This window comes from Dellaglioa sp. CoH-55-MRSF-6, from assembly GCF_056782215.1.
The window spans coordinates 290749-305613 of the sequence record NZ_JBXAYJ010000002.1; the positions used below are offsets into that span (position 1 = coordinate 290749).

Consider the following 14865-nt stretch of genomic DNA (forward strand, 5'->3'; position numbering starts at 1 on the left):
TAAGATTATATTTTGTCTTATTAGTTACATAGACCATAATCATTGATATCACATAAAATTTTTTTGATTTCACTAAAAATAACATACTTAACTTATTTACAGAAATTTTATTAAAAAAAGAGGATACTTGACAATTGGTCAAGTATCCTCTTAAAAGTTATTATTTACTTAATGCTTTTTTAGCTTCTTCTGCAACAGCAGCAAATGCTGCTGAATCTTTAACAGCTAATTCAGCTAACATTTTACGGTTAACTTCAATTTCAGCTAATTTCAAGCCATGCATCATCTTGCTGTAACTTAAACCATTCATACGTGCTGCAGCGTTAATACGTGCAATCCATAGACGACGGAAGTTACGTTTTGTTTGATGGCGATCACGGAATGAATATTGGTACGATTTCATTACTTGTTGTTTAGCTACCTTAAATTGGATATGTTTTGATCCACGGTAACCTTTTGCTAATTTAAGCATTCTTTTGCGACGTTGACGTGTAACGGTTCCACCTTTAACTCGTGGCATGAAAATTCCTCCTTATTGAGCCATTTAAAAATGGCATCAATTGTCTAATTTATATTTATTATTTCATTTGTGAAAGCATTTGTTTGATACGCTTGTTATCTGATGCTGACACTGTAGTTGATTTGCTTAATTGACGACGTTGTTTCTTAGTTTTACCATGCATACGATGACTTGTATATGCTTTAGAGCGTTTTAAGCCACCATTTCCTGTACGTTTAAAACGTTTTGCTGATGCACGATGAGTCTTTTGTTTTGGCATAATCTAATATCCTCCTAATATAGCTTTACTTTTCAGCCTTAGGTGCAAGCATCATGAACATACTACGTCCATCCATCTTCGCTCTTGATTCAACTGATGCAACTTCTTTAGCTGCGTCAGCGAAGCGATTCAAGACATCACGTCCGATTTCTTTATGCGTAATTGCACGGCCTTTAAATCTAATTGATACTTTAACCTTATCACCTTTTGCAAGGAATTTTGAGGCATTTTTCAATTTTGTATTGAAATCGTTAATATCAATCGTTGGACTAAGTCTAACTTCTTTAACATTAACAATCTTTTGGTTTTTACGGGCTTCTCTTTGTTTCTTTTGTAATTCGAAACGGTACTTCCCGTAATCCATAATCTTAGCAACAGGTGGTTTTGAGTTAGCGGCAACAACAACAACATCTAAATTAGCAATTTCTGCCATATCTAGTGCTTCTTGTTTCGTTTTAACACCAAGTTGTTCGCCATCATCACCGATCAAACGAAGTTCCGATGCGCGGATACCTTCATTGACCATTTTGTCTACTTTATCAACTGCTATGGCAATGCACCTCCAAATTTTTTTGAGAAAAAACACAGAAAAACGGGCAACAATAATAAATTATCGCAGCCCGCTTGAAATCCATTTTAATTGGAATTTAATTTCAATAATATTCTGCCCAGAGACTCTTTGTCTCTTCAGGCGAGAAGCGGGAGCCTCTGCTTTTTCTTAACTTTTATATCATACCAACTTGAAGACTCATTGTCAAGCAAATTAAAATGAGTCTTTTTTATGCTTTACGACTATAGTTGGCAATTTCTTTTGTAATGTTGTTAATAAAATCTTCTTTTGTAAAGATATTTGAATCATCTTCACCATGTCGACGAACAGAAACTGTATTTTCAGCTACTTCATTATCACCGACAACTAAAATATAAGGTACTTTAGTAACTTGCGCTTGACGCATCTTATAACCCATCTTTTCGTTACGTTCATCAACCGTTACTCGTACACCACGAGCAACTAAGTTAGCACGTAAATCATGCGCATAATCGGCATGAAGATCGTTTTTAACAGGAATAATTGTTACCTGTTTAGGAGCCAACCAAGTTGGGAATGCTCCTTTGTACATTTCTGTTAAGTAAGCTGTAAAACGTTCCATCGTTGAAACAAGTCCACGATGAATCATAACAGGACGGTGTTCTTCACCATCATCACCGATGTATGATAATTCAAATTTTTCAGGCATCATGAAATCTAATTGAATTGTTGATAACGTTTCATCATTTCCTAACGCTGTTTTTGTTTGAACATCTAATTTAGGACCGTAAAATGCTGCTTCTCCTTCAGCTTCGTAGTAATCTAAGCCTAAATCATCCATAGCACCTTTTAACATACTTTGTGATTTTGTCCACATTTCATTATCATCAAAGTATTTCTCTGTGTTAGCTGGATCACGATAGCTCAAACGGAATGAATAGTCAGCAATCCCAAAGTCATCATAAACTTCCATCATTAAACGAAGGACGCTTTTAAATTCTTCTTGAATTTGATCAGGAGCAACGAAAGTATGACCATCATTTAATGTCATTTCACGTACACGTTGTAAACCAGAAAGTGCACCTGATTTTTCATAACGATGCATCATTCCTAATTCAGCAATTCTGATAGGAAGATCACGATATGAACGAATATGATGCTTGTAAACTTGAATATGTGAAGGACAGTTCATTGGACGTAACTCTAACTCTTCGCCATCACCCATGTCCATTGGTGGGAACATGTCTTCGCGATAATGGTCCCAATGACCAGAAGTTTTATATAAATCCAAGTTGGCTAAGATTGGTGTGTAAACATGATCATAACCATTTGAAACTTCCTTATCAACAATGTAGCGTTCAATCGTACGACGAATTGTAGCACCATTAGGTAACCAGTATGGTAATCCTGCACCAACTTTTGGATCTACAAAGAATAAATCTAAGTCATTACCAATTACTCGATGATCGCGTTCACGTGCTTCTTGACGACGAACTAATTCAGCATCTAAATCTTTTTGTTTAAAGAACGCTGTACCATAAACACGTTGTAACATCGGATTACTTGATTTACCTTGCCAATATGCACCAGCAACTGATAATAATTGGAAAATTTTAACATCAGCAGTTGAGCGTAATTGTGCGCCATCGCTTAAGTTAACGAATTCACCTTGTTTGTAAATTTCAACTTGTCCATTTTCATCAGTAGCTTCAACTACTAATTCAGCACGATATGGGTCACCAGCAAATAATTCAAGAGCTTCAGCTTTTGAAACTAATTGACGTTCAATTTTCAAATTTTCTTTAACAATTGATTTCATCTTATCTTGAATTTTCTTCAAATCATCAACGCTAACTTGTGTTTCACCATTATCTGTATCAAAATAGAAACCATTTTCAATATCAGAACTCATACCAAATTTCATACCTGGGTATAATTGTTGTAACGCATTAGCTAAAACTTGAGCAGCTGTATGCCATAAAACGATTAATCCGTCTGCAGATTCTTTAGTAACAATTTCGATAGCGCCGTCTGCCTCTAATGGACGAAGATAATCAACCAAAACACCATTGAATTTACCGGCAATTGATTTTTTAGCTAAACTAGGACTAATTGACTTTGCAACGTCTTCAGTCGTAATACCTGAATCAAACTCTTTAACTGCGCCATCTGGAAATGTAATATTTATTTTTGACATGTTAACTTCCTCCATTGTTTTAATATTTTTTGATACAAAAAAAGTCCCTAATACACAAATAAAATCGTGTATTAGGGACGTCGATTAACGTGGTTCCACCCAAATTCAAAGTTTTGCCGAAACAAAACTTTCTCCATAGATTTTAACGGATCCAATCCGACCTGATAAAAATCAGGCAACATTATGGAAGTGGTCATCACTTATTCTCTGCCAGAAAAGCTTTCAGCTATGCTTTCCCTCCCTGCGGACATAAAAAAAGAATGTAATCTTCCGTATCAATTTAATAACTATTTAACCATTTTTAGTGAAATTTAGCAACTATTATTCTTATTTAGGTCGACGATTTTTTCCAACAATCTTAACTTCTTTTGCTAAAAAGTGAATTCGTTCCATAATTCTTTTTGCCTTAAGAGGCTCGTCTTCACCCTTTTGACTAATACGTAAATGCTCATCTTCTAGTTGTTTCATCGAAAAATTAGAACTAAAGAAAGTTGGTAATTCTTCTTGCATGCGATATTGTAAAATAACACCTAAAATATCATCACGAACCCAACTAGACATTGCATCGGCACCAATATCATCAATCATTAAAATTTCAGATTTTTTAACAGCATTTAGCATGTCATAAACACGATTATCACTAATAGCATTTTTAATTTCAACTGCAAAACTAGGGAAATGCATTAAAGTCGTTTGGTATCCTCGACTTGCTAATTCATTGGCCATAGCACCTAAAAGATATGTTTTACCAACGCCAAAGCTACCATAAAAATACATTGCTTGGTGATAAGATTTAGGACTATCAACAAATGTTGTTATAAATTTTAAACTCTGGCTAAGTGCATCCCCACGTTCATCCATATCAAAGCCATTCATAGTCGCGTTTTTGATATCTTTAGACATACTCATTGATTTAACTCGCTTAGCTAATGCTCTACTTTTTTGAGCCTCGATAAAAGAATCTGTTGGTACATAGGAAACATCAATCATATGATTATTCAAAACCAATTGTGGCTTATAACCTGGTGCTATCATTCCTTTACCAAGAATAATTTTATTTTTTTCAGATAAGAATTCATACAATTTTGCATCAGCGCGTCGAATACTATCCTCTGTTAATTCAGCTTTATTTCTATCTAAAAAAGCGATGACATCTGAATCTTCATAAACTTTTCTCATTAAATCACGATAATTAACATTAGGATATCTTTCACTCAGGTTGTCCTTTTCAAGAAATTTTTTGATTTCTGTCCCTAAATCTTCCATCATTTTCCTCCTTTGGGTGCTGTTTTATTAAATTCAGCAAGTTGTCTTTTTAGTTCATCCTTATCAACTTTTACATCCACTTTTGGTGCTTGATAGTCATCTTTAGCCCAATCAGGCAATGTCTCTTTTTTAATTATTTTTCTTTGTCGTTGGTTTGACGCCTTAGTTTCAGTCTTTTTATTGTTAAATTGTCGAACCTGATTAATGGCTTCTTCAGGTGTCTTCACTTTTTGCTGTGACCAATCATTAGCCATAGTATCGACAAACGATTTATTAAGTGTTGATAAATCACGGTCAATCAAAATGTAATGAATCAGAATATTAATGACTGAATTAGAAAATATCTGTCGTTGAATAAGTTGCTGTAACAGATATGCTTCACTGTCAGTGACATATCCACCCTTGCTTTCTTTTAACGATTTCAAAAAATCAAAAGGTTTATAGGCTTCACTCGCAAGAATTAACTGCGAATCCTCTTCAGAAAAACCAACTTTTTTTAGCGTTTCAACAGATTTCATATTAACCTTTTTATTATCACTACTTGTTAAATCTTCTTGTTTTTTCAGTTTAATTTGTTGATTATATTTGTGAGCAATATGTTGCTTGAATGAATTATAATCAACTTCATTTGTTGATAAGTCAGCTGAATCTCCAATAAATTGGGCCATTTCGATTTCATCAATACCATACAAGAGATGCTCTGAAATAATTAAATCCCGCTGTTCATTGATATTATCCAAAGAAACGAAACTCTTTTCCAGTAGTTCAATAAAAAATTTAAAATCAAATGACTCAATACTACCTGACTCAACTAACTTTTTCGGTATCTTCTTGTCCGTTGAAAAAACTTTTTTACTTTCAGAAATAATATCAGGTTTATTAGACAAATGATCTTGATTAACTTGGAAAACATCTAAGAAACTTTTAGATGTTTCTTTGAAGCCATCTAATTTTAAAATTGGTAACGCAAATCGAGTGGTAATTTCTTTGTACCTACCATCACCAATCGATTCCCAGAGTAAAGTGCTTAGTAAATCATCTGTAAAAAAATCAGTTGCTTGCAAAGGTCGACGCAATTGATAGACAACAACTTTTCCTATTGCATCCTCTTTTTCAAAGCTCTTCAAAAGCCCTAAAGCTTCAAGGGCACTTCTTGCTTCATAAAACATTGCTATGTCAATATTTAGTAATGCAAGTAATTCACTATGCATCTTTCGATTAGATAATTGTGGATTTTGACCTGCCTCACCTTTCAATAGAGCAAATAGACCACTCGCAATCACACCCATAACAGGTTGATACAAGTAGTCTAGTCGTTCAATATCATCATTTGTAACTTTTTCATCCATTAAAACGACATAACCGTCTTTCGGACTCATATTTCCGCATATATCAATCATTGATTATCATTCCTTCAAATCCGGTTTATCTGTAGGTGTTTTATCACGAGCCATCATTTCATTTAATTCTTTTAAGAAAACACTCATATCTTTAAATTGGCGATAAACACTAGCAAATCTAATGTACGCAATTTCATCTACATCAGCCAATAATCCCATAACATATTCACCAATTAGTTGGCTAGAAATTTCATTTTCACCTAATGCTCTAACATTATTTTCCACTTGATCCACAAGATGAGTGATAGCTTTCATTGAAACTGGTCTTTTCTCAGCAGAACTGATAATACCTTTAAGAATCTTTTCACGATTAAATTCTTCACGTGTTCCATTTTTTTTAATAACAAGTAGTGGTGTAGCTTCAACTCGTTCAAATGTTGTGAATCTAAATTCACAATTTTCACATTCACGACGTCGTCTGATAACGCGACCTTCATCTGTTGGTCGACTGTCAACGACTCGAGAGCCATTATGTTGGCAATGTGGACATTTCATTGTGACACCTCATTATTTTTTATTTACATTATTTAACCATTAATTTGATTACTAAGCCAGTTTAGCACTTGAACCCTTGTAACGGCAACCGTTGTTGAATTATCTATTACAAAATCTGCTAAATCTTTTTTCTTTTGAATGGGCCATTGTGCTTTAACCCTTAACATCGCCTCATCTAAAGACAATTCATCCCGCTTCATTAAACGTTCTAATTGTGCTGTTTCAGGTACATAGATAACCATTACTGCATCACAAAGTAATTGGTAGTTTTGCTCAAATAATAAAGGCATATCCAAAATAATTAACTGGCTACCTAATTTTTTTTGGACTTCTATTTGTGACAAGATTTCTTTTCTAATAGCAGGAACCATAATGCCGTTCAATTTTTTTAACTCTGTTGCATCATTAAAAACTAGCTGACCTAACTCTTTTCGATTCAAATTCCCGGTTAATGATAAATATTTTTCACCAAATGTTTGAATGATTATTTTTAATGTTACAGATTCTGGTTCAACAGCTTGTCTCGCAATAACGTCTGCATCAATAACTGTGATATTTTCTTCTCTAAAAATACGACTAACTGTTGATTTACCTGTTGCTATGCCACCAGTTAGTCCAAGAATATAAGTCATTTTTAAACTTCCTTTAACGGTTGGCAATGTGGACAGTAGTGTGTCCCTCGTTGTGCCACTTTTATTTTAACAATAGGCGCTCCGCATCTAGGACATGGTTTTCCTGTTTGACCATAGACATTCAAATCAAATTGGAACAAACCCGTCTCACCAAACGCACCCGTATAGGATCTAATTGTTGTTCCACCAGCTTGTACCGCAGTGGCTAGCTCAAGAATAATATTTTTACGTAATATAGCTAATTTCCTATCAGAAATTAAATTTGCTGGCTGTTCCGGATTAATTTTACTCATCCATAAAACTTCATCAACATAAATATTTCCAAGACCAGCAACCGCTTCTTGATTTAATAACACAGGCTTGATTGCCATATGCTTACGAGATAAATATTTTTTGAAATAACTGAGCTTAAAATCATCTTCTGTCGGTTCTGGTCCTAGCTTCTTAAGTCCCGAAAGTTCACGTTCTCGACCTGTGGGGATTAGTTGCATGCGTCCAAACTTACGAACATCATTGTATCTTAAATCTTGCCCATCAGTTAAATGAAATATGACGTGGGAATGTTTTTCAATTGGTTCATCTGATCCACGGACAAAATATTTGCCTTCCATTCTTAAATGAGAAACCATTGTCATTTTACTATCAAAACGAAAAAGTAAGTATTTACCCAGTCTATCGATTGATTCAATCTTTCTACCTTCTAATTCACGCTTAAAATCTAGTACATCCCCAGATACAATTTTAGGCCATAAAACATCAATTGATTTAATTGTCTTACCTATAACTAATTGACTAAGACCTCTTCGAACCGTTTCAACTTCTGGTAATTCTGGCATATAATTACCCCCAACCACTTTTTATTTAGTATCAAACCAACTATCACCAAACGCACTCTCAACTTTTAAAGGAACCTCTAAAGAAACAGCAGCGTCCATAACTTCAGGAACTTTCTTTTGCAAGATAGCAATTTCTTCTTCAGGTGCTTCAAAAATTAATTCATCATGTACTTGTAATAACATTTTGGCTTGTAAATGTTCTTCTTCTAACATTTTGTTCATATTAATCATCGCTACTTTAATAATATCCGCAGCACTACCTTGAATTGGGGTATTCATTGCAGTTCTTTCAGCAAAAGAACGTAAATTAAAGTTTCGACTGTTAATATCTGGTAAATAACGACGACGATGGAATAATGTTTCAACATAGCCCTTATCTTTAGCTTCACGCACAACGCTTTCCATGTAGTTCTTAACGCCTGTAAATTCATTTAAATAAGTATCAATAAATGTTTGTGCTTGTTTTCTAGTAATCCCAATATTTTGTGACAATCCATAATCACTAATACCATAAACAATCCCAAAATTGACTGCCTTAGCTGTTCGACGCATATTTGACGTCACGTCATCTGGCGATTCTAAACTAAAAATTTTCATTGCTGTATTAGCATGGATATCGATTCCTTCTTTAAAAGCTTCTTGCATATTAGCATCATGCGCAATATGGGCCAAAACACGCAACTCAATTTGTGAATAGTCAGATGAGAATATTTTCCATCCCTTATGTTCAGGTATAAATGCTTGTCTAATTTTCTTACCTTCAGGAACGCGGACCGGAATATTTTGTAGATTAGGATCTACAGATGATAATCGGCCTGTCGCTGTCAGTGTTTGTAGGTATCTTGTATGAACTTTCTTATCTTCATGTCTAACTTTTAATAATCCTTCAACATACGTTGATTGAATTTTTGCAATTTGTCGATATTTTAAAATTAAATCTGCAATTGGAGCTATTGTACTAAGTTGTTCTAAAACATCAACTGCAGTTGAGTAACCTGTTTTAGTTTTTTTAACAACAGGTAATTTTAATTTTTCAAATAAAATAACGCCTAATTGTTTTGGTGAATTAATATTAAATTCTTCACCAGCTTCACTATAAATTTTAGTTTCCATATCACTTAAAATAGTTGAAAATTCCTTTTTCATAATCTTCAATCTATCGGCATCCACATTAATGCCTTGAATTTCCATCTTGGCTAATACAAGTGAAAGAGGAAGTTCCATATCCGTGTACAAATCCATTTGCTCATGATCAACTAATCCGGCCATTAATGGTTCTTTCAAAAGATTTAAGGCGTCAACTTTCGATGCCATATGACTAAAGAAAATATCATCATCTTCTGGAATTGCACGTTTAACGCCTTTACCATATACCTCTTCATCAGACTTAACGTCATAGTAATCATGTTTCTGTGCAACTTTACTAAGATCATTACTATTATCACTTGTATCTAACAAATATGAAGCCAACAAAAGATCGAATTCAGTTCCTGCAAGTTGAATGTCCAATCGGTTCAATGCTACATAATTACGTTTAAAATTAAATACATTCTTTTTAATTTTATCATTTGAAAGAATTGAAACTAAAGTTTTAGATTTTAACAAATCAACATCTCGTGTTACGAAAAATTGATTGCCATCACCTATCGCAAATCCATCAAAATCTGCTGTATGATAATTATCTTCCAACATCTCTAAATAAAAAGAAATTGGTTGTGATAATTTAGATAATTCATCTAAATTATCACTAGTTAATACTTTATAATCTGTCTTTTTAGGTTCTGGAAATAAATTCATTTCTACACTATCTGATGCTGAATTTAAATTTAATTGACTTAAAAATTTTTTAAAATCCATTTTTTCATAGAAAGCAACTAACTTATCTAAGTCTTTTCCATCCCATTTTGTATCAGGAAAATCGATTGTGATAGGTGCATCTTGTCGAATTCTGGCTAAATCTTTGCTCATAAATGCTTGATCTTTATCTTCAATTAAATGCTCTTTCATTTTACTTTTCTTTAATTGATCAATATTTTCGTAAAGATTCTCCATTGAGTCATATTCTGTTAATAATTTAATTGCAGTCTTCTCACCAACTTTAGTAACACCGGGATAATTATCTGACGTATCGCCAACTAATCCCTTCATATCAATAATTTGCAATGGTGTTAATCCAAATTTTTCCATTACATGCTCTGGTGTAAATTTTTCGATTTCACTAACGCCTTTTTTTGTGACAGAAACTGTTACTTTATCGGTTGTTAATTGTGTTAAATCTCGATCTCCAGTCACAATAGTCACATTATATCCAGCTTCTTCACCTTTTTTTGCCATTGTGCCTATAATGTCATCTGCTTCAAAATCAATTAATTCGTAAGTTTTAATGCCGTATCCTGCTAGTAATTCTCTAAAATATGGCATTTGTTCTTTTAGTTCTGGCGGTGTTTTTGATCTACCGGCCTTGTAATTATCATATTTTTTAGTTCTAAATGTTGTCTTTCCTGCATCAAATGCAACTAATACATGTGTCGGTTTTTCGGTATCTAATATGACATTCAACATATTATTAAACCCATATAATGCATTTGTATGTAACCCAGCTTGGTTTGTAAATCTATCTACAGATTGGTACAATGCAAAAAATGCACGATAGGCAATACTGTTTCCATCAATCAATAGTAGTTTCTCATTAGTATTAGTCATTTAATATCCGTCTCCTTTGAAAATCTCTATCTCTATTTTACCAAACATCAGCCGTGATTAATAATGAATACGCTAATAACTCAATAAAGTAATAAAAACCCCCAAGTTATAAATCCTTAACTTGGAGGTTTAACCTTCTTATTTATGAATTACTAATCTCTACCACCGTAACCAAAGATTTGTAAGAATGAAATGAATAAATTAATAAAATCAAGATATAACATTAGTGCACCTGTCATAGCTAAGTTAGAAACTGAAACATTGCTATCTCGTTGTAAAAATACTTGTCTTAATTTTTGTGTGTCCCACGCTGTTAAAATGGTGAAAATAATCACAGCGATATATGAGAATACGTAATTAATAAGTTCACTTTGTAAGAATAAATTTACAAATGAAGCAACAATTAGTCCAACCAAAGCTGCTAATGCCTGTGTGCCTAATTTAGTTAAATCTCGTTTAGTAACATTTCCTAAAATGGTCATCGTAACGAATACAGCCGAACTTGCGGCAAATGCAGCAATGATATTCCCGACTGAATACATTGATATAATCAACGACAACGTTACGCCCTCAAGTACAGAATACCCCATCAATAAAGCAAATGTTACAAATGGTGCCCTTGATGCCTTTACGTTAATATTTAAGACAACCACCAATTGGACAATAAATAATGCCCAAATTGACCATGAATGTTCTGCCATAAAGCCATAAACTAATTTTTGAAATACTGTCAATGTTAAAAATGCTGTGACAGCTGAAACGCCAACTGCAAGCGCCATATACCCATATAATTTTGCTAAAAAATGATTTAATCCATCTTTTTCATTAATAATAACGCTATTTTGATTATCCATCTTATTTTCCTCCTTGTTAATTAAGAAATCATGTTTAAAATATTGTGATTAATACACTAAAACCTATTACAACTAATTTAATAAAATGAAATAAGTTAGAGCAATACTACTTATTTTAATCAGAATACAACATGACTTTTAACCTCATACAGCATTAACCTTTTTAAAGGATAACCCCTTGTATGTATAAGGACAAGTGTACCAAATCATGTAAAATTATCAAGAATTTTCACTTTTCGTAAAAAAAAATTAAGTAATAAAAAAGAAATGATTCGAAAATCATTTCTTTTTCAGCAACTAATTATTTTTAAAACTTAAATTACTCAATAATTCTTCATATGCATATTCATATTTTTGGACATCTCCAGCGCCCATAAAAATAACAACTGCATTATTGTAATCAAGTAATGGCGAAAGATTATCAAGTTTGATAATCTCGCCACCCTTAACAATCTTTGCACCAAGATCTTCACTAGAAACATTACCTGATGTTTCACGAGCAGAACTGAAAATATCCGTTAAATAAACCTTATCGGCAAGATTCAAACTAATTGCAAAATCATCCATCAACGCAATAGTTCTACTAAACGTATGTGGTTGGAAGACCGCAATTAATTCTTTATCAGGATATTTTTGACGAGCAGCATCAATTGTTGCTTTAATTTCTGATGGATGATGTGCGTAATCATCAATAATTGTCATATCACCAATATACTTTTCGCTAAACCGGCGTTTAACCCCTTTAAAACTTAATAATTCACTTGCAATTTCTTCTAAATCAACTTTTTCAAAATACGAAACAGCAATAACGGCCAAACTATTTAAGATATTATGTTCACCAAAAATTGGAATTTGGTAATGACCTAATGATGTATCGTGATAATAAACATCGAATTCAGAACCTTTAGTTGTTCGTTTTATATCACGAGCTTGGAAATCATCAGAATCCTTTGTACCATAATAATAAATTGGAACATCAGCTTTTATTTTACGGAGTAAAGGATCATCTCCCCAAGCAAATATTCCTTTTTTGGTTTGTTTTGCAACTGTTTCAAATGAATCAAAAACGTCATCAATACCAGTAAAATAATCTGGATGATCAAAATCAATATTAGTCATAATTGAATAATCTGGGTGATAGGCAACAAAATGTCGACGGTATTCATCTGCTTCATAAACAAAGAATCTTGCATCAGGTTTTCCTTTACCAGTACCATCCCCAATTAAGTAACTCGTTGGTGCAATACCACTTAAGACATGTGCAAGCAATCCTGTTGTACTTGTTTTACCATGAGAGCCGGCAACACCAATACTTGTGTAACCTTCCATTAATCGACTTAACATTTCAGGATAACTGACAATATCTAATCCCATTTCACGTGCCTTTTTAAGTTCAGGATGATCCGCTGTAAATGCATTTCCCGCAATTACAGTCAAACCTTCATGGATATTTTTTTCATCAAATGAATAAACCTTAATATTAGCTAATTCTAATCCACGTTGTGTGAATGTATATTGGTCAATATCAGAGCCTTCAACCTTAAATCCTTGATCGTGTAAAATTAATGCTAAAGAACTCATCCCTGAGCCTTTTATTCCTACAAAATAATATACTTTTTGGTTATTCATCATTATCCCCTTTTCTGACATTATTCATTCATAATTTTACCATAAAATGAGTTAATATTCAGTTTGTCGTTAAAATTCTTCTCTCATCCGTCTGAGTTCATCTTCATTTAAATACACATCTCGAGGTTTCGACCCCTTAGCATGTGAGATATGTTGCTGATTTTCAAGTTCGTCAATAATATTGGCAGCTCTATTATACCCAATTGAAAAGACGCGCTGTAATTTAGAAGTTGAAATGGTTTGTTCGTGCGCAATAAAATCTAAAATACCTGGCAATAAATCATCTTGTTGTTCATTTTGATCTGCCATTTTTTTCAGTCCATCTGGATTAAATGCATATCTTGGCTTTCCTTGAGTTCTAACAAAATCTGTAATTAAATCTACTTCATCTTCTATATACGTTCCTTGTAACCTAACAGCCTGACTTGATCCATTACCTAGATAGAGCATATCGCCTCGTCCAAGTAATTTTTCAGCACCGGCCGTATCCAAGATAGTTCTCGAGTCAATTTGACTAGAAACCATAAATGCAATTCGAGTTGGAATATTATTTTTAATTGTACCCGTAACAACATCAACACTTGGTCGTTGTGTAGCCAGAATTAAATGAATTCCTGCTGCTCTAGCTTTTTGTGTAATTCTTGCAATATATTCTTGAACTTCATTTGAAGCAACCATCATTAAATCAGCTAATTCATCAATAATAATTAAAATATACGGCATCTTTAGGCCAAAATCGCCATTAGCTTCTGCTTTTTGATTAAAGTTACCAATATTTTTAGCTCCAGCTGCAGCTAATTTTTGATAGCGTTCTTCCATTTCATCAACAGCCCATTTCAAAGCTGCCGAAGCTGCTTTTGCATCTGATATAACAGGTGCTAATAAATGAGGAATATCATGATATGGCGCTAATTCGACAGCTTTAGGATCAATCAATAACAATTTAACTTCGTTTGGTGTTGCCTTATATAAAATAGAAACTAATAAACTATTGATAAAAACTGACTTACCAGACCCTGTAGCACCAGCAATTAATCCATGCGGCATTTTTTGTAAGTTAGTTACTTGTGCTTCACCAAATAAATCGACACCTAACGCCACCGTCAATGGTGATTTATTTTCTATAAACACTGGAGATCTCAATACTTCCGAGAGAAGGACTGGTCTTGATTTTAAATTAGGTATTTCAATTCCAACACTACTACGTCCAGGAATTGGCGCCTCTACACGGATATCTTTTGCAGCAAGCGCTAGTTTCAAGTCATCAACAAGGTTGGTAATCTTACTTACCTTAACACCAGCAGCTAATGATACTTCAAATTGGGTCACCGTTGGCCCAACTGTCCAGCCATCAACTTCTGCATTAACATGGAATGCTTCCAATGTATTATTTAATACATCAATTTGAGAAAGTACCCAATCATCTAATTCACCAGCATTTTCTAAAATAGGATCTGGTAATAAATCAAGTGATGGAAATTGATAACTTGCATCTGACCTTTTGACTTCTTCATCTGACTGATTATCATAATAGCTATCTTGTAC

13 protein-coding genes and 1 other annotated feature are annotated in these 14865 nt (G+C 33.5%); all 13 genes read right to left on the minus strand.

The features are described from left to right. Nucleotides 1-160: 160 nt before the first annotated feature. On the minus strand, nucleotides 161-520 hold the full coding sequence (rplT, locus tag AC1RPK_RS03270; protein WP_409022688.1) for a 50S ribosomal protein L20: 360 nt from the start codon (nucleotides 518-520) through the stop codon (nucleotides 161-163). Nucleotides 521-578: 58 nt separating this feature from the next. Next, nucleotides 579-779, minus strand: a complete 201-nt coding sequence (gene rpmI / locus AC1RPK_RS03275; RefSeq protein ID WP_057973380.1) for a 50S ribosomal protein L35 — start codon at nucleotides 777-779, stop codon at nucleotides 579-581. 25 nt (nucleotides 780-804) lie between these two features. Then, nucleotides 805-1305, minus strand: a complete 501-nt coding sequence (gene infC, locus AC1RPK_RS03280) for a translation initiation factor IF-3 (protein WP_409022689.1) — start codon at nucleotides 1303-1305, stop codon at nucleotides 805-807. A gap of 56 nt (nucleotides 1306-1361) precedes the next feature. After that, nucleotides 1362-1499 (minus strand) — a sequence feature (ribosomal protein L20 leader region). 59 nt (nucleotides 1500-1558) lie between these two features. Then, on the minus strand, nucleotides 1559-3505 hold the full coding sequence (gene thrS / locus AC1RPK_RS03285) for a threonine--tRNA ligase (protein ID WP_481761202.1): 1947 nt from the start codon (nucleotides 3503-3505) through the stop codon (nucleotides 1559-1561). A gap of 327 nt (nucleotides 3506-3832) precedes the next feature. Beyond that, nucleotides 3833-4771: a primosomal protein DnaI gene (dnaI, locus tag AC1RPK_RS03290; RefSeq protein WP_409022691.1), complete on the minus strand. Its 939-nt coding sequence runs from the start codon at nucleotides 4769-4771 to the stop codon at nucleotides 3833-3835. Next, on the minus strand, nucleotides 4771-6171 hold the full coding sequence (locus tag AC1RPK_RS03295) for a replication initiation and membrane attachment family protein (RefSeq protein ID WP_481762173.1): 1401 nt from the start codon (nucleotides 6169-6171) through the stop codon (nucleotides 4771-4773). Before AC1RPK_RS03295 ends, dnaI begins: the two co-directional genes overlap by 1 nt. 6 nt (nucleotides 6172-6177) lie before the next feature. Next, a complete protein-coding gene (gene nrdR / locus AC1RPK_RS03300; RefSeq protein ID WP_409022693.1) occupies nucleotides 6178-6666 on the minus strand; it encodes a transcriptional regulator NrdR in 489 nt (162 codons plus the stop codon). 32 nt (nucleotides 6667-6698) lie between these two features. After that, nucleotides 6699-7298, minus strand: coding sequence for a dephospho-CoA kinase (gene coaE / locus AC1RPK_RS03305; protein ID WP_481761200.1), 600 nt, complete (start codon nucleotides 7296-7298; stop codon nucleotides 6699-6701). 2 nt (nucleotides 7299-7300) lie between these two features. Then, on the minus strand, nucleotides 7301-8134 hold the full coding sequence (gene mutM / locus AC1RPK_RS03310) for a DNA-formamidopyrimidine glycosylase (protein ID WP_481761199.1): 834 nt from the start codon (nucleotides 8132-8134) through the stop codon (nucleotides 7301-7303). A 21-nt stretch (nucleotides 8135-8155) separates the two neighbouring features. After that, nucleotides 8156-10837 (minus strand): DNA polymerase I, encoded by a 2682-nt coding sequence (gene polA / locus AC1RPK_RS03315; RefSeq protein WP_481761198.1) that lies wholly within the window; start codon nucleotides 10835-10837, stop codon nucleotides 8156-8158. A 152-nt stretch (nucleotides 10838-10989) separates the two neighbouring features. Then, the gene (locus AC1RPK_RS03320; protein WP_481761197.1) at nucleotides 10990-11691 is read right to left on the minus strand and encodes a Bax inhibitor-1/YccA family protein; all 702 of its coding nucleotides are present in this window, start codon (nucleotides 11689-11691) and stop codon (nucleotides 10990-10992) included. A gap of 297 nt (nucleotides 11692-11988) precedes the next feature. Beyond that, nucleotides 11989-13320, minus strand: coding sequence for a UDP-N-acetylmuramate--L-alanine ligase (murC, locus tag AC1RPK_RS03325; protein WP_481761401.1), 1332 nt, complete (start codon nucleotides 13318-13320; stop codon nucleotides 11989-11991). A gap of 69 nt (nucleotides 13321-13389) precedes the next feature. Next, nucleotides 13390-14865, minus strand: a 1476-nt coding sequence (locus tag AC1RPK_RS03330; protein ID WP_481762406.1) for a DNA translocase FtsK, incomplete at its 5' end; no start/stop codon positions are given.